A 20,319-nucleotide genomic window follows, 5' to 3' on the forward strand; every position below is an offset into this window, starting at 1 on the left:
CTCATTTTTTTGTAAGCAAATCAGTGGGTTTGCCACGCAGGGCCAATCCCGGAATTTGGGTGATGATCGTAATTTCGATCAAAAGGCTGCTCAAGATACACAGCGCCCGCAAGCCACACAAGCGGTCGAAAGTCGGAAAAACCCACGCACGGTGGCCACTTGAAGCATAGGTTGCGCCGGGCGCAACCTGTTGCTTTACAAGCATTCTGCCCTTCTTGGGTAGACGATCGGCAGGCCGGATTTTTAACTCAGCCAGTATTGCGCAAGCCTGCCGCGATGCCGGCCACGGTGACCAGCAAGGCCTGTTCCAACGGGCTATCCAGAGCGGCTTCACGCCCGCGCGAGCGCGCCAGCAGTTCAGCCTGCAATAGATGCAGCGGGTCCAGATAGGTGTTGCGCAGGCGGATGAATTCCAGGGTCTCGGGGCTGTGCGCCAGTAGCACCGGCTGCCCGGTCAACCCCAGCACCACCTGGCACGCCTGCGACAATAGGTCGCGCAAATGTGCACCCAAAGGTCGCAGTTCTGGTTGCACTAGACGTTCGTCGTAGGAGCGGGCGATGTCGGCGTCGGCCTTGGCCAGGACCATCTCCAGCATGTCGATGCGTGTGCGGAAAAACGGCCACTGCTCGCGCATCTCGGCCAGCAACGGCCCCTGGCCGCGAGCCAGAGCGTTGTTCAGTGCCGCTTCCCAGCCAAGCCAGGCCGGCAGCATCAGGCGGGTCTGGGTCCAGCCGAAAATCCACGGGATCGCCCGCAGGCTTTCGATGCCGCCGGCGCGACGCTTGGCCGGGCGGCTGCCCAGCGGCAGGCGGCCGAGTTCCTGTTCGGGGGTGGACTGACGGAAGTATTCGACGAACTCGGGGTTGTCGCGCACTACGCCGCGGTAGGCCTTGACGCCGTCGGCAGCCAACTGGTCCATCAGCGCGCGCCAGGCCGGTTGTGGCGGCGGCGGTGGCAGCAAGGTCGCTTCCAGCACCGCGGCCAGGTAGAGGTTGAGGTTCTGCTCGGCGATGTCCGGCAAGCCGAACTTGAAGCGGATCATCTCGCCCTGCTCGGTGGTACGGAAGCGCCCGGCTACCGAGCCCGGTGGCTGCGACAGGATCGCCGCGTGGGCCGGGCCGCCACCGCGGCCAACGGTGCCGCCACGGCCGTGGAACAGCAGCAGTTCGACCTGCTGTTCGCGGCAGATGCGCACCAGGGTTTCCTGGGCGCGGTACTGGGCCCAGGCCGCGGCCGTGGTGCCAGCATCCTTGGCCGAGTCGGAATAGCCGATCATCACTTCCTGCGGGCCGTGCAACCCGGCGCGGTAACCCGGCAGGCCGAGCAGGCGTTCCATCACCGGGCCGGCGTTGTCCAGGTCGGCGAGGGTTTCGAACAACGGCACCACGCGCATCGACCGCAGCACGCCGGCTTCCTTGAGCAGCAACTGCACGGCCAGCACGTCGGAAGCGGCGCCGGCCATGGAGATCACATAAGAGCCCAGCGAGGCTGCTGGCGCTGCGGCAATCTCGCGGCACGTGGCGAGCACTTCGGCGGTGTCGGCCTGGGGCTTGAAGTAGCTTGGCAACAGCGGGCGACGGCTGTTGAGTTCCTGCTGCAGGAAGGCAACGCGCGCGTCTTCATCCCACTCGGCATAGCGGCCAAGGCCCAGGTATTCGGTGATTTCGCTCAGCGCCGAGGTGTGCCGGGCGGCGTCCTGACGCACATCAAGGCGCACCAGGAACAGGCCGAAGGTCACTGCCCGACGCAGGCAATCGAGCAGCGGGCCATCGGCAATCACGCCCATGCCACAGGCATGCAGCGATTCGAAGCACAGCTGCAGGGGTTCGAACAGGTCGCGGTTGTCCTGTAGCACCTCGGGTGCAGGGGCCTGCGGGGTGGTCAGCGAGGCTTGGGCCCATGCGCGAGTGACCCGCAAGCGCTCACGCAACTGCTTGAGCAAGGTGCGATAAGGTTCGGCCGACTCGCCTACCTTGGCCCTGAGCGCTTCGCTGGCCTGCTGCATCGACAGCTCGGCGGCCAGGGCATCGATATCACGCAAGAACAGGTCAGCGGCCATCCAGCGCGCCAGCAACAACACTTCGCGGGTGACCGGCGCGGTGACATTGGGGTTGCCATCGCGGTCGCCGCCCATCCACGAGGCAAAGCGGATCGGCGCTGCCTCCAGTGGCAGGCGCAGGCCGGTGGCTTGGTGCAGGGCCTTGTCGACCTTGCGCAAATGGTGCGGGACCGCCTGCCACAGCGAATGCTCGATCACCGCAAAGCCCCATTTGGCTTCGTCCACCGGGGTCGGTCGGGTACGGCGGATTTCTTCGGTGTGCCAGGCTTCGGCGATCAGGCGCTGCAGGCGCTCGCGGATCTGCTCGCGCTCGGCGGGGATCAGGTCGCGGTGATCCTGGGCAGCCAGTTGCGCGGCAATCGCGTCGTACTTCTGGATCAAGGTGCGCCGGGCCACTTCAGTCGGGTGGGCAGTCAGCACCAGTTCGATGCTCAGCTTGCCCAGTTGCCGGGCCAGGGCATCGTCGCTGTGGCCGGCAGCCTTGAGCCGCGCCAGCAACTCGGGCAGCACACGGGCTTCGAAAGGTTCGGGCTGGCCGACGTCGCGGCGGCGAATCAATTGATACTGCTCGGCGATGTTGGCCAGGTTGAGAAACTGGTTGAAGGCCCGGGCCACCGGCAGCAGCTCGTCTTCAGCCAGATCATTGAGAGTCGAGCTCAGTTGCTCGGCACCGCCACTGCGGTCGGCCTTGGCACTACGGCGAATGTCCTCGATGGTCTGCAAAAACGCTTCGCCGTGCTGCTCGCGCACGGTTTCGCCCAACAACTCGCCCAACAAATGAACATCTTCACGCAAGCGCACATCGATATCAGTCATCAGCCCTGTCTCCGGCATTCGGGAAAACCGCTCTGGGACCAGAGTGCCCCAGTACCGGCCGAGCTTCAAGGCAGAGCCCGGGCTGAACTACGCTCAACACAGGCACACAGGAGAACATCATGAAAATCCGTGATCTTGCCCAGCATTGGGAACAGCACGCCAAAGGCTCGCTGAGCCCCACCGGCCATGTCCTGCACCTGGACATGGAAGCGGCGGCGCGCCTGGCAGCCCTGGCCGAGATGTACCCCAAGCGCCGGCCCGAAGAACTGCTCGGCGAACTGCTGGGGGCAGCGCTTGAAGAGCTGGAAGCGAGCTTCCCGTATATCCAGGGCTCGCAGGTGATTGCCACCGATGAAGAGGGGGATCCGCTCTATGAGGACATCGGCCCGACCCCGCGTTTTCTTGCGTTGTCACGCCGCTACCTGCACGAAATGAGCAACGCCAAAGATGCCGGCAACCCTTGATTGACCCCGCCTTCACCCGCGTTCCGAGCGCCCGCGCAGGCGCTCGCGTACCGCAGGCATGCCTGGAAGTTCAACGAAAAACCCACTGACCGATCAGTCAGAAAAAACCGCGAACACGCGGTATTTTTTTCTGAACTATTCAAAAAACGCTTCGGTCACAGCCAATAGCCATCACGGCAAAACCCTCTCAGAACCGGGTGAGAGCAGTCCCCGAAGCTGACGGGTCGCGCCGATGGACTGTTACGGAATTCGTTGTTCATCAGGAGTGATCCAATGGAGTTGACCACCATGAAGACCCGCACCGCAAACACCTCATCCACCCATCTGCGCGGGCTCAAGCTGGCCGCGCTGGCACTGGGCAGCAGCCTGGTCCTGGTCGGCTGTGCCGGCAACCCACCCACCGAGCAGTACGCAGTGACGCAATCGGCGGTCAATTCCGCTGTCAGCGCCGGCGGTACCGAGTTCGCCGCCGTCGAAATGAAGGCCGCGCAGGACAAGCTGAAACAGGCGGAAATCGCCATGCACGACAAGCAGTACGACGACGCCAAGCGCCTGGCCGAACAGGCCGAGTGGGACGCCCGCGTCGCCGAGCGCAAGGCCCAGGCCGCCAAGGCCGAGAAAGCCGTACAGGATGCCCGCCAGGGCGTTCAGGACCTGCGTGAGGAAGGCATGCGCAGCGTCGAATGACGCCCGCCCGCCGACCCGTGCATTCGTAATCGATCAAAGGATGAACCATTATGCGTAAACACGTGATGATCCCAGCCCTTCTGGCCCTGAGCGTTGGCCTGGCCGCCTGCTCGACGCAGCCGAACGCCAACCTGGAATCGGCCCGGACCAACTTCTCTGCCCTGCAGAGCAACCCGCAGGCCGCCAAGGTCGCGGCCCTTGAAACCAAAGACGCCCAGGACTGGCTGAACAAGGCCGACAAGGCCTACATGGACAAGGAAGACCAGAAGAAGGTCGACCAACTCGCCTACCTGACCAACCAACGGGTGGAAGTGGCCAAGCAGACCATTGCCCTGCGTACCGCCGAAGGTAACCTGAAAAACGCTGCCGCCCAGCGTGCCCAGGCCCGCCTTGATGCCCGCGATGCGCAGATCAAGAAGCTGCAGGACAGCCTCAACGCCAAACAGACCGACCGTGGCACCCTGGTGACCTTCGGTGACGTGCTGTTCGACTTTGACAAGGCCACCCTCAAGAGCAGCGCCTACCCGAACATCACCAAGCTGGCGCAGTTCCTCCAGGAGAACCCTGACCGCAAGGTGATCGTCGAGGGCTACACCGACAGCAAAGGCAGCGCCAACTACAACCAGACGCTGTCCGAGCGTCGCGCAGCTTCGGTGCGCGCGGCACTGGTACGTGCCGGGGTAGATCCTGCGCGCATCGTCGCCCAGGGTTATGGCAAGGAATATCCGGTTGCCGAGAACAGCAGCAACTCGGGCCGTGCCCAGAACCGTCGGGTGGAAGTGACCATTTCCAACGACAACCAGCCGGTGGCACCGCGCTCGGTGAGCCAGCTGAATTGATGGTTGCTGAGCAGTAACAAGAATCCCGCCGAGTCTGGCGGGATTTTTGTTTGTGTTGCCGGCCTCCATCGCTGGCAAGGCCAGCTCCCACAAATGGATCTGTATACGCCGTCCACCCTGTGGGAGCCGGCCTTGCCGGCGATTGGGCTGCAAAGCAGCCTCGGGGCTTACTGGATTTCTTGCGGGGTCTCCTGCCCCAGGCAGCGCACGGCCTGCTTCTTGTTGTTCACCAACACGCCAGTCAGGCCCTTCTGCGCGGTATCGAACATCACCAGCACGCCATCAACGCATTGCGCCACCTGGCTGGCCGGCTGCAGGGAGATCTTGTAGTCCTCGCCCGGTATGGTCTTGAGCATGGTGAAGTCGGACAGCAGCAAGGCATCCTCCGGCTTGGCGAAATGCAGGTAACCGTAGTACCACAGGGCCGCGACGGTACCGATGATGCTGCAGACACCGGTAATGATCAGCGGGATGGCGTTGCGTTCTTCACTCATTGCGACTTCTCGTCAGGGTAATTGGGGACTTCGGCCAGGCGCCGCAGCCCGTTGAAACGACTCGGGTCGTCCAGAAAGCGCAACATGACCTGGCGCCAGGTCTTGTCGGCAAAGGTCTGCACATGCCCGCCACGGGTTAGCTGCAACACCCTCGGTGGTGGCGCAGCCTGATACAACTGGATGCCGTTGGCCAGCGGCACGATGGGGTCGTCGATGCTGTGAAAGAACAGCTTGGGCGGCGTTTTGATCCGCGCAATCGAATGGATCGCACTGTCGCCATCAGGCACCAGCCACGACAACGGCACCTGCAACGGCCAGGTCATCCAGGAATTGCTCAAGGCAAACCGCCCGACCTGGCGATAGCTGGCCGGCACGCCATCGAAGACCATGGCCTTGAAGCGCTCGGCCTGGCGGGGATGCTCGGCCAGGTAATGGATGGCCATCGAGCCGCCCAGGCTCTGGCCCAGCAGGATCTGTGGCTTGCCCTGCACCTCGGGCGCCTTGTCCAGCCAGTCCAGCGCCGCGGCGATGTCCTGGTAGACCTCGGGCAGCTCCGGCTTGCCCTCGGACAGGCCATAGCCGCGGTAGTCGAGCAACAGCACCTGATAGCCCTGCTCCGGCAACCACCAGCTGCCGCCCAGGTGCCAGGCCAGGTTGCCGCCATTGCCATGCAGGTGCAGCACTGTGCCCTTGACCTCGACACCGGGCTTGGCCGGCAGCCACCAGCCGTGCAGGCGGGTGCCGTCGGCCGCGGTCAGGGTGACGTCACGGTATTGAAGCTTGGCTTTCTCGGGGGTGAACGGCTGGCCAGGCTCGGGATAGAACAACAGCGAACTGCAGCCGCCCAGACTCAGCAGCACCAGCAGCAGGCCCAGGGGCCTGCGCCATGCCTCAGAGAATGTTCGAGTAATCGGCTTCAATCCGGTCCAGGCTCAGGTGGTTGAGGAAGTTGGAGAAACACATCCAGGCCGACAGCGCGTTGAGGTCGCGGAACTGCTCCGGCAGATACTTGGGCGGTTCCACCAGGCCTTCGTCGACCAGTTGGCGCAGGGTGCGCATGTCTTCAAGGGTGGTCTTGCCGCAGAACAACAAGGGGATCTGTTCGAGCTTGCCCTTGCGCACGGCCAACTGAATATAGTTGTAAACCATGATAAAGCCCTTGAGATAGGACAAGTCCTTGGTAAACGGCAGGCCGTTCGGGACCGATCCGCGGAACACCCGGCTGGCGTTGCCATAGCTTTCGGCCATCTCGAAGCCCTGGGCACGGAAGAACTCGTAGACCTGCATGAAGTCGGCGCCCTCCTCGACCATATGGATGGCCCGGGTACGGTTGGTCAGCTTGCGCAGGCGGCTGGGGTAGGAGGCGAAGGCGATCACCTCCATGAGGATCGCCAGGCCTTCCTGGGTCACGGTCGATGAGGGCGGGCCCTTGGCCAGGAAGGTGCAGATCGGCTGGTTGAGACCGTTCAGGGTGGTGCCAACGTGCACCAGGCCTTCGTGAACCTCCAGCGCACGCACGTCGCGGCTGTTGAACATGGCGTCGGCGCGGATCTTGATGTAGTCGGCGCCGGCAGCGGCGTCGGCGACGATACCGTCGGACTCGAATACGCGAATGGTGTCTTCAGCCTCGTTGAACACCTTGTTCAGGCGGCCCTGGAGCATCTCCACCGCCTGCTTGGCGGTGAGGTTCTTCGGCTCGTCCTTGAGGTCGCCACGGCCGTCGATGTTGTTCAGGTAGTCCGAGAGCATCAGGCCCAGGTCGGCCAGGGTCGGGTCACCGGCATGGAAGGCATCGGAGGCGGCGCCATACAGCTCCTGGGAGATCAGCCCGAAATCCTCTGTGCCGCGCGCCTCGAGCATGCGCACCACCATGCGGTATTCCTTGCACATGCGCCGCATGATCTGCCCGACCGGGTTGAACTGGCCGAGCTGGCGGGTGATGTCGCGTTCGATGTTCTGGAACTCGAGCTTGACCGCGGCGGAGTCGAACGACAGCGGCCGGCCCTGGTAATAGGCGCGGTCTACCGCTGGCGGCTCCTTGCCCTTGCTCTTGAGGAAACCCTGGCGGATGTTGTCGTCCCACTTCACCGCATCGAGCACGCGAATGGGCGTTTGCGCCAGGACAATGCGATCAGACAGGGCGCGTATCGTCTGCTGGTACTCGTCCACCCTACACTCCTTGAGTTGCAATCATTACTTGCCGGCCCGCTTGAAGCGCGCCACTTCGATGAACAGGTCGGAGTTGGCCGGGTCGTCCAGGTAAGCCAGGACGCGCTCGGCCGGGCTGTCGATAAGAATGCCTTCGCCGTTGTCTTCCGGCACCTCGATGGTCCGGCCGCTGAGTTCTTTCTTCTGCACAGCCTGGTTGACCTGCTCGACGTCGAGGTTGTAGATCACCAGTTCCTTGTCGTCGAGCACTTCAAAGCCGCCAATCAGGAAGTTGCCACCCAGGCGCTTGGGCACACCGGCCGAGAGGTACCAGCGGTTGCCGTGCTGGGACACAGTGAAGGCGTACTCGTCGCGCTTCTTGTCCTTGCCGATGGCCACCGCCTTGTAGGCGTTGCCACCGCTGCGGCTGATCTGCAGGGTCAGCGGTTCACCCCAGGCGTCCTTGCTGGTCCATTTTCCGAGCAGAGCCTTGGGCGCGGGCTTGTTGGCCGGGATCGGCTCATTGAAGGTGACCAGACAACCGCCAAGCAGCAAGAACGACAATGCCAACAGCAGGGTTCTGGCTTTCATCAACCTCTCCTTGAAATAGGTTCGCGCCTTACACCGACGCCAATACCAGATGCAGGTACCGGGTAAGGATAGCGAGCATCGGCGCTTCAGCCTGGGCCTGTTCGCCGTCGAGCAGGCCCTGATATTCCATCTGCTCGATAATCGCCGTCAACACCAGAGCATCCTGTTGCGGCTGACGCGAGCCTACCACTTGCAGCATCTGTACGGCGCCGCGCAGAAGAATCTGCTCGTGCAGCTTGACCAGTTCGGCCAGGCGCGGGCACAACAGCGCCTCCTGGCGGAAGGCCTGCTCGGCCATGAGAAAGTCGCGGCGGTTGTGCAACTGGCGCTGTACATAGTCAGTGGTCATCTTCGCCACTTCATCGGCCAGGCGCGCCCGCCACTGCGGGCTGCCATCGCCCTGGGAGAGCAACTGGCGCAGCAGCACCTCGGTGTTCTCCCAGAGTTTGGCCATGTAGGCCGCACTGCGTTCCACGTACTGGGCGAAGGTGTCGGTGAGCAGGTCTTCGATGTCCTTGAAGTAATAGGTGGTCGCCGACAGCGGCACCCCGGCCTCGGCCGCCACCGCACGGTGACGCACGCCGCGCACACCGTCACGCACGACAATGCGCATGGCCGCATCGAGGATCTGCTGACGGCGCTGCTCGCTGCCTTCACGGCTGGCTTTGCGGCCCTGGTACTGCACGCTTTCGGCCACCGCTGTAGCCACGCCGGCGGCGCCTTGTTGAGTCATAGCGGGAGTCACTGCTGGTCTACCCCAAACGTTGGATCCGATCGATGAATTTCTTGCAGGCATGAAAAAGCCGCCCCGGAAGGCGGCTTGTTCAGTTCGCTCAGGCCTGTGGGCGCATGTGCGGGAACAGGATCACATCGCGAATCGATGGTGAGTTGGTCAGCAGCATCACCAGGCGGTCGATGCCGATGCCTTCACCAGCGGTTGGCGGCATGCCGTATTCCAGGGCGCGGACGAAGTCGGCGTCGTAGTGCATGGCCTCGTCGTCACCAGCGTCCTTCTCGGCCACTTGGGCCATGAAGCGCTCGGCCTGGTCTTCGGCATCGTTGAGCTCGGAGTAGGCGTTGGCGATTTCGCGGCCACCGATGAACAGCTCGAAGCGGTCGGTGACGTTCGGGTTGTCGTCGTTGCGGCGGGCCAGCGGCGAGACCTCAAACGGGTACTGGGTGATGAAGTGCGGCTGCTCCAGCTTGTGCTCGACCAGTTCTTCGAAAATCATCACCTGCAGTTTACCCAGGCCTTCGAAGCCCAGCACCTTGGCACCGGCTTTCTTGGCGATCTCGCGGGCCTTGTCGATGTCCTGCAGGTCGGCGGCGGTGAGTTCCGGGTTGTACTTGAGGATCGAGTCGAACACCGACAGGCGTACGAACGGCTCGCCGAAGTGGAACACCTTGTCGCCGTACGGCACGTCGGTGCTGCCCAGAACCAGCTGGGCCAGTTCGCGGAACAGCTCCTCGGTCAGGTCCATGTTGTCTTCGTAGTCAGCGTGGGCCTGGTAGAACTCGAGCATGGTGAACTCGGGGTTGTGCCGGGTCGATACGCCTTCGTTACGGAAGTTGCGGTTGATCTCGAAGACTTTCTCGAAACCACCCACCACCAGGCGCTTGAGGTACAGCTCCGGGGCGATACGCAGGAACATCTGCATGTCCAGGGCGTTGTGGTGGGTTTCGAACGGCTTGGCCGCGGCACCACCGGGAATGGTCTGCAGCATCGGCGTCTCGACTTCGAGGAAGTCGCGGGCCATCAGGAAGTTGCGGATGTGGGCGATGACCTGCGAGCGGACGCGGAAGGTGTGACGGGTTTCTTCGTTGACCATCAGGTCGACGTAGCGCTGGCGATAGCGCTGCTCGGTGTCGGTCAGGCCGTGGTGCTTGTCCGGCAGCGGGCGCAGCGACTTGGTCAGCAGGCGCACGCTGGTCATTTCGACGTACAGGTCGCCCTTGCCGGAACGCGCCAGGGTACCTTCGGCGGCGATGATGTCGCCCAGGTCCCAGGTCTTGACCGCGGCCAGGGTTTCTTCCGGCAGGGTCTTGCGATTGACGTAGACCTGGATGCGCCCGGTCATGTCCTGGATCACCATGAACGAGCCACGGTTGAGCATGATGCGCCCGGCAACCTTGACCGGAATCGCTGCAGCTTCCAGCTCTTCCTTGGTCTTGTCGACATACTGTTTCTGCAGGTCGTTGCAGTAGCTGTCACGGCGGAAGTCGTTGGGGAAGGCATTACCCTTGGCGCGCTCGGCAGCAAGTTTTTCCTTGCGCAGCGCGATCAGGTTGTTTTCTTCCTGTTGCAGGTCTTGCGGGTCGAGTTGTAAGTCGCTCATGTCGTCACATTTTCCATCACGGGTTCATTGTCCCTCACCTTGGGCAAGGGATCGCGGGGCAAGCCCGCTCCTTCAGGGAGCAGGCCGGGGCCGCGCGGTTACAGCCCTTGCTTGAGGCTGGCTTCCAGGTATTCGTCGATATCACCATCGAGCACCTTGTCGCAGTCGCTGCGCTCGATGTTGGTGCGCAGGTCCTTGATCCGCGAGGCGTCGAGCACATACGAACGGATCTGGTGACCCCAGCCGATGTCCGACTTGCTGTCTTCCAGGGCCTGGGAAGCGGCGTTGCGCTTCTGCATCTCCTGCTCGTACAACTTGGCCCGCAGCATTTTCATGGCGGTGTCCTTGTTGGCGTGCTGGGAACGTTCGTTCTGGCAGCTGACCACGGTGTTGCTCGGTACGTGGGTGATACGCACGGCCGAGTCGGTGGTGTTTACGTGCTGACCACCGGCGCCCGAGGAGCGGTAGGTGTCGATGCGCAGGTCGGCCGGGTTGATCTCGATCTCGACCTTGTCGTCGATCTCGGGCGAGACGAACACCGCCGAGAACGAGGTGTGGCGACGGGCGCCGGAGTCGAACGGGCTCTTGCGCACCAGGCGGTGCACGCCGATCTCGGTACGCAGCCAGCCAAAGGCGTACTCGCCCTTGATGTGCACGGTGGCACCCTTGATGCCGGCGACTTCACCCTCGGACAGCTCCATGATGGTGGCGTCGAAGCCACGCTTGGCGGCCCAGCGCAGGTACATGCGCAGCAGGATGTTGGCCCAGTCCTGGGCTTCGGTGCCGCCGGAACCGGCCTGGATGTCCAGGTAGGCGTTGTTCATGTCCATCTCGCCGCTGAACATGCGACGGAACTCGAGCTTGGCCAGGGATTCTTCCAGGCCCTGGAGCACTTCGACAACGTCGTTGACGGCAGCTTCGTCGTTCTCTTCGACGGCCATGTCGAGCAGCTCGCGGGAGTCGACCAGGCCGCCGGACAATTCGTCCAGGGTATCGACGATCTGCGCCAGCATGGCGCGCTCGCGGCCCAGTTCCTGGGCGTACTCGGGCTTGTTCCAGACGTTCGGGTCTTCGAGCTCGCGGTTGACTTCGATCAGGCGGTCATGCTTGTGATCGTAGTCAAAGATACCCCCGAATGGACTCGGAGCGCTCGGTCAGGTCCTTGATGGTGTTCAGGATCGGTTGGATTTCCATGGGCGGGCAGCTCTCGTGCGTATTCTGTAGAAAAGCCGGAGAGTATAGCTGAGTTACAGCTTCAAGCGGCAAGCTACAAGCGACAAGAGGCCGGAGAAATGCCGGGCGCTGCGGTTTTTCTTGCCGCTTGAAGCTTGCCGCTTGTGGCTGCTGTCAATCCACCCCAACCTGGTTGCGGCCATTGTTCTTGGCCAGGTACAGGCCCTTGTCCGCCGCCGAGATCAGCTGCCGGCAATGGCTGCCGATGCCCGGGGTCAGGGTCGCCAGGCCGATGCTCACGGTCAGGACCGAATCGGGGTTGGGCATGGTGTGGGCGATGTTCATGGACGCTACGGTCTGGCGCAGTTTTTCTGCGACCAGGCGCGCGCCGCCGGGCGAGGTATTGGGCAGCACCAGGGCGAATTCCTCGCCGCCGTAACGGGCCGGCAAATCGCTGGGGCGGGCGCAGGAAGCACGTATGGCCTCGGCCACCTTGCGCAGCGCTTCATCCCCGGCCAAATGGCCGAAAGTGTCGTTGAACGACTTGAAGTAGTCGACATCGATCATCAGCAGCGACAACTGCGCCTGTTCACGCATGGCCCGGCGCCATTCCAGCTCCAGGTATTCGTCGAAATGGCGGCGGTTGGAAAGCCCGGTGAGGCCGTCGGAGTGCATCAAGCGCTGCAGCACCAGATTGGTGTCGAGCAGTTGCTGCTGGCTGACGCGCAGGGCCCGGTAGGCCTCGTCGCGTTGCAGCAAGGTCAGGTAGGAGCGCGAGTGGTAGCGGATGCGCGCCACCAGCTCGATGGTGTCCGGCAGTTTCACCAGGTAGTCGTTGGCTCCGGCGGCAAAGGCCGCGCTCTTGACCAGTGGGTCTTCCTTGGTCGACAGGACGATGATCGGGATGTCCTGGGTGGCCGGGTTGTTGCGGTATTCGCGCACCAGGGTCAGGCCGTCCAGGCCAGGCATGATCAGGTCCTGGAGGATTACCGTGGGCTTGATCTGCACCGCCTGGGCCACCGCCTGGTGCGGGTCGGCACAAAAGTGGAAGTCGATGTTCTCTTCGTGAGCCAGGCCACGCCGCACCGCTTCGCCGATCATTGCCTGATCGTCGACCAAGAGGACCATCGCCGAATTTTCATTCATGGTCGGAAAACCGTCGAGCGGTAAATCATTCATGCGCTGTCACCTGGTCACTGCCGGCCAGCCGGCGTGGCTCAATACATATCGTCATTTTGGAAAAATTTCCATCAATCGCGAGGCGATTCGCTCCAGCGGGCGAACCTCCACGGCGGCGTCTATCGCGGCGGCTGCCTTGGGCATGCCATACACCGCGCTGCTCTGCTGATCCTGGGCGATGGTCAAAAAGCCCTGTTGGCGCATCAGCTTCAAGCCCTGGGCGCCGTCGCGGCCCATGCCGGTGAGCAATACGCCGACCGCGTCGCCGCGCCAGTAGCGGGCCACGCTTTCAAAAAACACATCGATGGAGGGCCGGTAGATCTCGTTCACCGGCTCCGCGGTGTAGGCCAGGTTGCCGTTCTTGAGCAGGCGGATGTGGTGATTGGTCCCGGCCAGCAACACCTGCCCCGGCTGCGGCGGCTCGCCTTCGCTGGCCAGGCGCACCGCCAGCCCCGAGGCGCTGCTGAGCCACTCGGCCATGCCGGCGGCGAACACCTGGTCAACGTGCTGGACCAGCACAATGGCCGCCGGAAAGCTCGTTGGCAAGGCCTTGAGCAGCACCTCCAGCGCTGCCGGGCCACCGGCCGAGGAACCGATGGCAACCAGGCCCTGACGTTGGGCGGCCTCACGCACCGGTGCGGCCATGGCCCGGGTCGGGCTGCTACGCTGCTGGCCGATCAGCCAGCCAATATTGAGGATCTTGCGCAGCAGCGGCGCTGCCGCCTCACGCGGATCGCCAGCGCCCAGCGCCGGGGTGTCGACCACGTCGAGGGCGCCGTGGCCCATGGCCTCGAACACCCGGTGGACGTTCTGCTGCCGGTCGACCGTGACGATCACGATGGCACAAGGGGTTTCGGCCATGATCCGCCGGGTGGCCTCGATGCCATCCATGATCGGCATGATCAGATCCATGAGAATCAGGTCCGGCAATTGCTCGGCACACAGTTTGACCGCTTCGGCGCCATTGCTGGCGACCCAGATCACCTGATGGGCCGGTTCAAAGGCCAACGCCCGGCGCAAAGCCTCTACGGCCATGGGCATGTCGTTGACGATGGCGATTTTCATCCCTGCGCTCCCCCGATCAACTCGACGACAGCGTCGAGCAAGGCATCATCGTGAAAACTGGCCTTTGCCAAATAGTAGTCGGCCCCGGCGTCCAGTCCACGGCGACGATCTTCTTCGCGGTCTTTGTACGAGACCACCATCACCGGCAGCGATTGCAGGCGGCTGTCGCGGCGCAGCAGGGTGACCAGTTCGATACCGTCCATGCGCGGCATGTCGATATCGGTGATCAACAGGTCGAAATCCTCGCTGCGCAAGGCGTTCCAGCCGTCCATGCCGTCCACCGCGACGGCCACTTCATAGCCTTTATTGCTCAGTAGCTTGCGTTGCAGTTCGCGCACGGTCAGCGAGTCGTCGACCACCAGCACGCGCTTGCGCGCCGCCTCGCGCACACTGCGCTGACCGCGCTCGATGCGCTCCAGGCGGCCGGTGCTGAGGAGCTTTTCCACCGAGCGCAGCAGGTCTTCGACGTCAATGATCAGCACCACCGCACCGTCGTCGAGCAAGGCCCCGGCAGAAATATCCTGGACCTTGCCCAGGCGCGCATCCAGCGGCATCACCACCAGCACCCGCTCGCCGATCAGGCGTTCGACCGCCACGCCGTAGAGCATCTCGCGCTCGCGAATCACCACGACCTTGATGCTCTGCCCGTCCGCCTGACTTGGCGGGCGATTGAGCAGCTGGCTGGCCGAGACCAGGCCGATATGCCGGCCCTCGTGCCAGAAATGCTGGCGGCCTTCGATCTGCACGATGGCTTCGGCCGGCAGCTCCAGGGTGCGTTCGATATGCGCCAGGGGGAAAGCATAGGCTTCAGCGCCGACCTCGACCACCAGGCTGCGCACTACCGACAGGGTCAGCGGCACTTCGAGGTGGAAGCAACTGCCCTGGCCGCTGGTCTGGGTCAGCTCGATCGAGCCGCGCAGCTGGCGGACCATATGCTGCACCGCGTCCAGGCCGACACCGCGCCCCGACACTTCGGTCACCCGGTCGCGCAGGCTGAATCCGGGCAGGAAGAGGAAGGTCAGCAGCTCGGCTTCGCTCATCTGCTCCACAGTCTCGGCGGGCGACAGCTGGCGCTCGACAATGCTCTGGCGCAAGTGCGCCAGATCGACGCCGCCGCCATCGTCGCTGATCTCCAGCACCAGCAACCCGGCCTGATGCGAGGCACGCAGGCGGATCTGCCCTTCCATCGGCTTGCCGGCCAGCAGTCGTCGCTCCGGCAGTTCGATGCCGTGATCAACTGCATTGCGCAGCAGGTGGGTCAGCGGCGCTTCGAGTTTTTCCAGCACGTCGCGGTCGACCTGGGTCTTCTCACCTTCGATTTCCAGGCGCACCTGCTTGCCCAGCGAGCGGCCAAGATCACGGACCATTCGGCTTTGCCCGGTCAGCACATCGGCGAACGGGCGCATCCGGCAGGCCAGCGCGGTGTCGTAGAGAAGCTGCGCACGCTGGCTGGCCTGCCAACCGAATTCATCCAGGTCAGACGCCTGCTGCAAAAGGATCTGCTGGGTTTCCCCCAGCAAACGCTGGGCCAGGGCCAAGGCGTCCTGGACTTCCGGGCTCTGGCCAGTGCTTTCGAGTTGATGCTTGAGGCCATCCAGGGCACGGATACTCTGCCCGTGCATGCGCTTGAGGCGCTGCAGGGTGGCCAGGTAGGGCTTGAGCCGCTGGGTTTCGACCAGCGATTTGCTCGACAGGTCGAGCAGGCTGTTCAGGCGCTCGGCAGTAACCCGCAGAACCCGCTCGCCACCTTCGCCTGCGCGTTTGCCGCTGCGCACGGGCGCCGCTTCGACTTCAGGCTCAGGGTCGGCGGCTATGGGGTCAACCGGCAGCGGCTCGGGCAGTTGCATCGGCGGCGGCGCAAACGCAGGTGCCGGTACGGCGCTCGGGTCGAGCAGCGCAGCCATTTGCACCAGAAACCCCTCGACCGCGGCGTCGATGCTGACATCACCGGGCGTGGCGATGCGCATCAGCAGGTCAGTGCCCTGCAACAAGGCATCGATATGTTCCGGACGTAGCAGCAGCCGGCCTTCCTGAGCGCCGACCAGGCAGTCTTCCATCACATGGGCGACACTGACCCCGGCATCGACGCCGACAATCCGCGCCGCCCCCTTGAGTGAGTGAGCCGCACGCATGCAGGCTTCAAGCTGGTCGGCCTGGGTCGGGTTGCGCTCCAGCGCCAGCAGCCCGGCACTGAGCACCTGGGTCTGGGCTTCGGCCTCCAGGCTGAACAGCTCGAGCAACGAGGCGTCGCGCATTTGCTCTGGGGTCATGACAGGCTCCGGTTCACGGCAGACAGCACTTGGTCTTCATCCAGCACACGGACACTGCGCCCGCGCCATTGCAGCACCGCTGCGGTAAAACGGGTTTCGCCCTGCTCTGCCGTCAGGCGGCCGGGGTCCAGGCCATGGATACCATCCACTTCGTCGACCTGGACCACCACCGAGCCGCCCGCAGCGGCAATGATCAACATGCGCGGCATGACCCGCGCCGAGGTCGAGGCCGGCGCCTGGGATTCAAGGCCGAGCAGATCGCCCAGTGACAGGCACGGCACCAGCGCACCCCGTACATTGGCCACGCCATGCAGCACCCGCGAGCGCTGGTGCGGCAAGGAATGCACCTGCTGCAGCGGCGCGACTTCGACCAGGCAGCGGGTGGCCAGTGCCAACCACTCCTCGCCCAGGCGAAACAGCAACAACGAGCGGCCGCTGCTGGCTTGCTCAGGCGCCTCGCTCTGCTCGTGGGCTTCCTGGGACAGCGAGTAACGGTCCAGCAGGCGCGTCGCTGCTGCCGCATAGACCTCGCAATTGCGGCAGTGAATATGTTCGTCGAGCAGCTGGCAACTCTTGTCGCCATGCACACCGATACGGTTCCAGCAGTCGTCGATGCTGGCGGCGTCACTGGCGACCAGTTGCACGTCGTTTTCACCCATCATTGTTCAGACTCCCGGTCGGCGCGCCGTGCGGCCCGCTCCTGCAGGCGCCTGGCACCTGCGACATCACCTTGAGAAGCCAGCAACGCGGCCAGATGCACCAGCGCCTCCGGATGCTGGGGATCGAGGTACAACGCCTTGCGGTAGTGGCCCAGGGCATCGCTGCTGTCGCCAGCAGTGTCACTGAGCAGGCCCAGCCAGTAGAACACCTGGGCGCTGGGCGGGTACTGCTGCAAATAGCGGGCGCAGGCGGCCTGGGCCTGAGCGCTGCTGCCTGCATTGGCCAGTTGGGCGATCTGCGCCAGCAATTCGCCTGCCGACTCCGGCTCGGCGGGCCTGGCAGGCGGCGGGGCAATCGGCTTGATCCTGCGCACCACGGCAGGCGCCGGACGCGGCACGCTGGCCGCCGACACCGGCACCGTCAACGGCAAAGGAATGGCTAACGGCTTGCTCGGCGGCGCCGGCTCCATTTCAGCCTGGCGTACATAGGCAAACGACTGAGCTATGCCTACCGGGCGCATACCCATGCGCGCCAGCAAGCTGCCTTCGGCCGGGCCGATAAACAGCACGCCCTGCTCATGGATCAGACTTTTGAGCACCTCGAACACCCTCTGCTGGGTGGGTACGTCGAAGTAAATCAGCAGGTTGCGGCAGAAAACGAAATCGTAGCTGCCTTCTCGCGCCTTGAGCGCCGGATCCAGCACGTTGCCCGCCTGCAGCTTGACCTGCTGGCGGACCCGCTCGTCGAGGCTGTGGCCGTCACCGGTCTCGCTGAAATGCCGCTCACGAAAGTCCAGGTGCGAACCGCGGAACGAGTTGCGGCCATACAGCGCCTGTTCGGCACGGCTGATGGAATTGGGGCTGATGTCCATGGCGTCGACGCGAAAGCTGTGGCCAGCAATGCCGCCGTCGAGCAGGGCCATGGCGATCGAGTACGGCTCCTCGCCGGTGGAGCACGGCAGGCTGAGGATGCGCAGTGGGCGCAAGCCGCCCAGTTCGCTCAGACGCTTGCGCGCCAGGGTCACCAGGGCGTTGAAGGACTCCGGGTAGCGGAAGAACCAGGTTTCCGGGACGATCACCGCTTCAATCAGCGCCTGCTGTTCCTGGTTCGACTGCTGCAGCCGCAGCCAGTAGTCATCCAGGTCCCGGGCTTCCAGGGTCGCACAGCGCAGGCGCAAGGCGCGCTCGACCATTGGCGCGCCGACCGAAGCCACGTCCAGGCCGATGCGATCCTGCAAAAAGCGAAAGAACCGCTGTTCGCCACTCATGCCAGCCCCTCGCCACTTGCCACAAGCTCAGGCGGGAACAACAACTGGCGCACCTCGGCGCTGAGCAAGTCCTGCACCCCGATTCGCTGCAGCAAACCCTGGGCATCCTCACGTACCGGTCCCAGGTAAGGCGCCTGCTGGTTGTCCAGGCCATAGGGCTGGAACTCGGCGGGGTCGCAACGCAGGGTATCGGTGGCCTGTTCGAGGATCAGCCCCAGCAGCAATTGCGGGCGCAAGGGGTCGACGCGGTAGTGCACCAGCACCAGGCGCGTGCTGGTGCGCACCGGCGCCGGCAGGCCGAAACTCAAGGCGCCGACGTCGATCACCGGCACCAGCGCACCGCGATGGGCGAGCACCCCGGCGACCCATGCCGGGGTCTGGGCGATCGGTTTGAGCGGCAGGCGCGGCAGCACTTCGGCGACCTCATGGGCGTCCAGGGCAAAGCGCTGGTCGCCGATGCGGAACACCAGGTACAGGGTGCCGTGGGAGGCCGCATCCTGATTGCGGCGAGGCTGAAGGTCGTTCATCGGCAGGTCAGACTTTGAACCGCGACACGCCGCCACGCAGGCCGGTGGCCACCTGGCTCAGTTCGTCGATGGCAAAGCTGGCCTGACGCAGCGACTCGACGGTCTGGCTGCTGGCATCGCCCAGCTGCGCCAGGGCGTGGTTGATCTGTTCGGCACCAGTGGCCTGGGCCTGCATGCCTTCGTTGACCATCAGCACCCGCGGCGCCAGGGCCTGGACCTGATGAATGATCTGGGTCAGTTGCTCGCCAACCTGCTGCACCTCGAACATGCCGCGGCGCACTTCCTCGGAGAACTTGTCCATGCCCATGACCCCGGCCGACACCGCCGACTGGATCTCGCGAACCATCTGCTCGATGTCATAGGTAGCGACGGCGGTCTGGTCGGCCAGGCGCCGTACTTCGGTGGCGACCACGGCAAAACCACGGCCGTACTCACCGGCCTTTTCCGCCTCGATGGCGGCGTTGAGCGACAGCAGGTTGGTCTGGTCGGCGACCTTGACGATGGTCACCACCACCTGGTTGATGTTGCCGGCCTTCTCGTTGAGGATCGCCAGCTTGTTGTTGACCAGATCGGCCGCGCCCATCACCTGGTGCATGGTCTCTTCCATGCGCGCCAGGCCCTGCTGGCCGGAGCCTGCGAGGATCGAGGCCTGGTCGGCGGCCGAGGTGACTTCGGTCATGGTCCGCACCAGGTCGCGGGAAGTCGCGGCGATTTCCCGCGAAGTTGCGCCAATTTCGGTGGTAGTGGCAGCGGTTTCGGTGGCGGTCGCCTGTTGCTGCTTGGAGGTGGCGGCGATTTCGGTCACCGAGGTGGTCACCTGCACCGACGAGCGCTGGGCCTGGGACACCAGGTTGGTCAGTTCGCCCATCATCTCGTTGAAGCCGCTTTCCACCGCGCCGAACTCGTCCTTGCGGTCCAGGTTCAGGCGCACGCTGAGGTCGCCGCCGCTGAGTTTGTCCAGGGCATGGACGATACGCTGCATCGGTGCGGTGATGGCACGCATCAGCACCAGCCCGCAGAGGGTCGCGGCAACAATGGCCAGCAGCAGCGAAACGATCATGCTGAACTTGGCCGTGGCCACGGCACTGACGATGGAGTCGGTGGCGCTCTCGGCGGAAAGACGATTGCGCTCGATCACCCCGTTCAGGTGCTTGCGGCCATTGACCCAGGCCGGGGTCAACACCTCGGCGAGCAGGCGCTGGGCTTCGGGGTAATCTTTCTTGCGATAGGCCCCCAGCACGGTATCCACTGCTTTGAGGTAATCGGCCTCAAGCTGGCCGAACTGGTCAAAGCTGGTCTGATCGTCCTTCTCGCGAATGGTCGACTGGTAGCTGGCCATGTGCTGCTTGAGGCGCTCTTCAAAGCCCTTGTACAGCTCCATGTCGGCCGAGGTGATCTCGCGATGGTCGCTCAGGCCCACCAGCTGCTGGGTCAGCACATAGCTGTCGACCCAGGCGCTGCGGATCATGGAGCTGTAGTAGACCCCGGGGATGCTATCGGTTCGCACCGCTTCTTCACCGGACTCTATGGCCACCAGTCGCGAATAGGCGGCGACCACCATCAGCGACATGATGGCGATAATCACGGCGAAGCTCGCCAGGATCCGTTGGCGCAAGGTCCAGTTTTTCACAGTCAGCCCTCAAGTGTTCTACGCGAGCAGGAAAAATGGGCAGAGTATAGCCCAGCGGCTGCGCGCTTTTGAGGCTGACTTAAAAGCTGGATCGGGCCAAACGGGCTAGATAC

The 20,319-nt window shown here is 63.8% G+C and carries 19 protein-coding genes; 3 read left to right on the forward strand and 16 right to left on the reverse strand.

What is annotated here, in order from left to right; genetic code table 11:
- Position 1: 1 nt before the first annotated feature.
- On the reverse strand, positions 2-205 hold the full coding sequence (locus CCOS864_RS28130) for a hypothetical protein (protein ID WP_148708571.1): 204 nt from the start codon (positions 203-205) through the stop codon (positions 2-4).
- A 43-nt stretch (positions 206-248) separates the two neighbouring features.
- Entirely contained in the window at positions 249-2,876 is a 2,628-nt protein-coding gene (ppc, locus tag CCOS864_RS22365) for a phosphoenolpyruvate carboxylase (protein WP_115088414.1), read from the reverse strand.
- Positions 2,877-2,995: 119 nt separating this feature from the next.
- Between ppc and CCOS864_RS22370 the strand changes: the two genes are divergently transcribed.
- From CCOS864_RS22370 to lptF, 3 genes are all read left to right on the forward strand, one after another.
- On the forward strand, positions 2,996-3,340 hold the full coding sequence (locus tag CCOS864_RS22370; RefSeq protein ID WP_115088415.1) for a pilin assembly protein: 345 nt from the start codon (positions 2,996-2,998) through the stop codon (positions 3,338-3,340).
- Positions 3,341-3,613: 273 nt separating this feature from the next.
- Entirely contained in the window at positions 3,614-4,027 is a 414-nt protein-coding gene (locus CCOS864_RS22375) for a DUF4398 domain-containing protein (RefSeq protein WP_115088416.1), read from the forward strand.
- Positions 4,028-4,077: 50 nt separating this feature from the next.
- A complete protein-coding gene (gene lptF / locus CCOS864_RS22380; protein ID WP_115088417.1) occupies positions 4,078-4,866 on the forward strand; it encodes a lipotoxin F family OmpA-related lipoprotein LptF in 789 nt (262 codons plus the stop codon).
- Positions 4,867-5,033: 167 nt separating this feature from the next.
- On the opposite strand, the gene CCOS864_RS22385 is transcribed toward lptF, so the two are convergent.
- The 14 genes from CCOS864_RS22385 to CCOS864_RS22450 all read right to left on the reverse strand — a co-directional run bounded on the left by CCOS864_RS22385 (position 5,034) and on the right by CCOS864_RS22450 (position 20,146).
- A complete protein-coding gene (locus tag CCOS864_RS22385) occupies positions 5,034-5,360 on the reverse strand; it encodes a PA3694 family proteiin (protein ID WP_115088418.1) in 327 nt (108 codons plus the stop codon).
- The gene (locus CCOS864_RS22390; RefSeq protein WP_115088419.1) at positions 5,357-6,280 is read right to left on the reverse strand and encodes an alpha/beta hydrolase; all 924 of its coding nucleotides are present in this window, start codon (positions 6,278-6,280) and stop codon (positions 5,357-5,359) included. The genes CCOS864_RS22385 and CCOS864_RS22390 overlap by 4 nt, the downstream gene beginning before the upstream one ends.
- On the reverse strand, positions 6,252-7,529 hold the full coding sequence (locus tag CCOS864_RS22395; RefSeq protein ID WP_115088420.1) for a flavohemoglobin expression-modulating QEGLA motif protein: 1,278 nt from the start codon (positions 7,527-7,529) through the stop codon (positions 6,252-6,254). Before CCOS864_RS22395 ends, CCOS864_RS22390 begins: the two co-directional genes overlap by 29 nt.
- A 24-nt stretch (positions 7,530-7,553) precedes the next feature.
- Positions 7,554-8,099, reverse strand: a complete 546-nt coding sequence (locus tag CCOS864_RS22400; protein ID WP_115088421.1) for a hypothetical protein — start codon at positions 8,097-8,099, stop codon at positions 7,554-7,556.
- Positions 8,100-8,127: 28 nt separating this feature from the next.
- The gene (locus CCOS864_RS22405; protein WP_115088422.1) at positions 8,128-8,832 is read right to left on the reverse strand and encodes a TetR/AcrR family transcriptional regulator; all 705 of its coding nucleotides are present in this window, start codon (positions 8,830-8,832) and stop codon (positions 8,128-8,130) included.
- A gap of 100 nt (positions 8,833-8,932) precedes the next feature.
- Complete coding sequence (lysS, locus tag CCOS864_RS22410; protein WP_115088423.1) at positions 8,933-10,435, reverse strand: lysine--tRNA ligase; 1,503 nt, start codon at positions 10,433-10,435, stop codon at positions 8,933-8,935.
- Between the two features lie 98 nt (positions 10,436-10,533).
- A protein-coding gene (prfB, locus tag CCOS864_RS22415) for a peptide chain release factor 2 (protein ID WP_115088424.1) occupies positions 10,534-11,629 on the reverse strand; the annotation gives its coding sequence in 2 pieces (ribosomal slippage) (positions 10,534-11,556 and positions 11,558-11,629; 1,095 coding nt in all).
- A 153-nt stretch (positions 11,630-11,782) separates the two neighbouring features.
- Positions 11,783-12,787, reverse strand: a complete 1,005-nt coding sequence (locus CCOS864_RS22420) for a response regulator (RefSeq protein WP_115088425.1) — start codon at positions 12,785-12,787, stop codon at positions 11,783-11,785.
- Between the two features lie 51 nt (positions 12,788-12,838).
- Positions 12,839-13,852 carry a chemotaxis response regulator protein-glutamate methylesterase gene (gene cheB / locus CCOS864_RS22425; RefSeq protein WP_115088426.1) on the reverse strand — a complete coding sequence of 338 codons (1,014 nt, stop codon included), beginning with the start codon at positions 13,850-13,852 and terminating at the stop codon, positions 12,839-12,841.
- Positions 13,849-16,122 (reverse strand): hybrid sensor histidine kinase/response regulator, encoded by a 2,274-nt coding sequence (locus CCOS864_RS22430; protein ID WP_115088427.1) that lies wholly within the window; start codon positions 16,120-16,122, stop codon positions 13,849-13,851. Before CCOS864_RS22430 ends, cheB begins: the two co-directional genes overlap by 4 nt.
- Complete coding sequence (locus CCOS864_RS22435; protein WP_115088428.1) at positions 16,119-16,784, reverse strand: chemotaxis protein CheW; 666 nt, start codon at positions 16,782-16,784, stop codon at positions 16,119-16,121. Before CCOS864_RS22435 ends, CCOS864_RS22430 begins: the two co-directional genes overlap by 4 nt.
- Complete coding sequence (locus tag CCOS864_RS22440) at positions 16,781-18,049, reverse strand: CheR family methyltransferase (RefSeq protein ID WP_115088429.1); 1,269 nt, start codon at positions 18,047-18,049, stop codon at positions 16,781-16,783. Before CCOS864_RS22440 ends, CCOS864_RS22435 begins: the two co-directional genes overlap by 4 nt.
- A complete protein-coding gene (locus tag CCOS864_RS22445; RefSeq protein WP_115088430.1) occupies positions 18,046-18,576 on the reverse strand; it encodes a chemotaxis protein CheW in 531 nt (176 codons plus the stop codon). The genes CCOS864_RS22440 and CCOS864_RS22445 overlap by 4 nt, the downstream gene beginning before the upstream one ends.
- Before the next feature lie 7 nt (positions 18,577-18,583).
- Positions 18,584-20,146 carry a methyl-accepting chemotaxis protein gene (locus CCOS864_RS22450; RefSeq protein ID WP_420849250.1) on the reverse strand — a complete coding sequence of 521 codons (1,563 nt, stop codon included), beginning with the start codon at positions 20,144-20,146 and terminating at the stop codon, positions 18,584-18,586.
- Between the last annotated feature and the right edge of the window lie 173 nt (positions 20,147-20,319).

Source organism: Pseudomonas wadenswilerensis, assembly GCF_900497695.1.
GTDB lineage: Bacteria > Pseudomonadota > Gammaproteobacteria > Pseudomonadales > Pseudomonadaceae > Aquipseudomonas > Aquipseudomonas wadenswilerensis.

Excerpts from the sequence above, each read along its gene's own strand:
- CCOS864_RS28130 (WP_148708571.1), bottom strand. The coding sequence starts at position 205 with ATGCTTGTAAAGCAACAGGTTGCGCCCGGCGCAACCTATGCTTCAAGT.
- ppc (WP_115088414.1), bottom strand. The coding sequence starts at position 2,876 with ATGACTGATATCGATGTGCGCTTGCGTGAAGATGTTCATTTGTTGGGC.
- CCOS864_RS22370 (WP_115088415.1), top strand. The coding sequence starts at position 2,996 with ATGAAAATCCGTGATCTTGCCCAGCATTGGGAACAGCACGCCAAAGGC.
- CCOS864_RS22375 (WP_115088416.1), top strand. The coding sequence starts at position 3,614 with ATGGAGTTGACCACCATGAAGACCCGCACCGCAAACACCTCATCCACC.
- lptF (WP_115088417.1), top strand. The coding sequence starts at position 4,078 with ATGCGTAAACACGTGATGATCCCAGCCCTTCTGGCCCTGAGCGTTGGC.
- CCOS864_RS22385 (WP_115088418.1), bottom strand. The coding sequence starts at position 5,360 with ATGAGTGAAGAACGCAACGCCATCCCGCTGATCATTACCGGTGTCTGC.
- CCOS864_RS22400 (WP_115088421.1), bottom strand. The coding sequence starts at position 8,099 with ATGAAAGCCAGAACCCTGCTGTTGGCATTGTCGTTCTTGCTGCTTGGC.
- CCOS864_RS22405 (WP_115088422.1), bottom strand. The coding sequence starts at position 8,832 with ATGACTCAACAAGGCGCCGCCGGCGTGGCTACAGCGGTGGCCGAAAGC.
- lysS (WP_115088423.1), bottom strand. The coding sequence starts at position 10,435 with ATGAGCGACTTACAACTCGACCCGCAAGACCTGCAACAGGAAGAAAAC.
- CCOS864_RS22420 (WP_115088425.1), bottom strand. The coding sequence starts at position 12,787 with ATGAATGATTTACCGCTCGACGGTTTTCCGACCATGAATGAAAATTCG.
- cheB (WP_115088426.1), bottom strand. The coding sequence starts at position 13,852 with ATGAAAATCGCCATCGTCAACGACATGCCCATGGCCGTAGAGGCTTTG.
- CCOS864_RS22430 (WP_115088427.1), bottom strand. The coding sequence starts at position 16,122 with ATGACCCCAGAGCAAATGCGCGACGCCTCGTTGCTCGAGCTGTTCAGC.
- CCOS864_RS22435 (WP_115088428.1), bottom strand. The coding sequence starts at position 16,784 with ATGATGGGTGAAAACGACGTGCAACTGGTCGCCAGTGACGCCGCCAGC.
- CCOS864_RS22440 (WP_115088429.1), bottom strand. The coding sequence starts at position 18,049 with ATGAGTGGCGAACAGCGGTTCTTTCGCTTTTTGCAGGATCGCATCGGC.
- CCOS864_RS22445 (WP_115088430.1), bottom strand. The coding sequence starts at position 18,576 with ATGAACGACCTTCAGCCTCGCCGCAATCAGGATGCGGCCTCCCACGGC.
- CCOS864_RS22450 (WP_420849250.1), bottom strand. The coding sequence starts at position 20,146 with ATGTCGCTGATGGTGGTCGCCGCCTATTCGCGACTGGTGGCCATAGAG.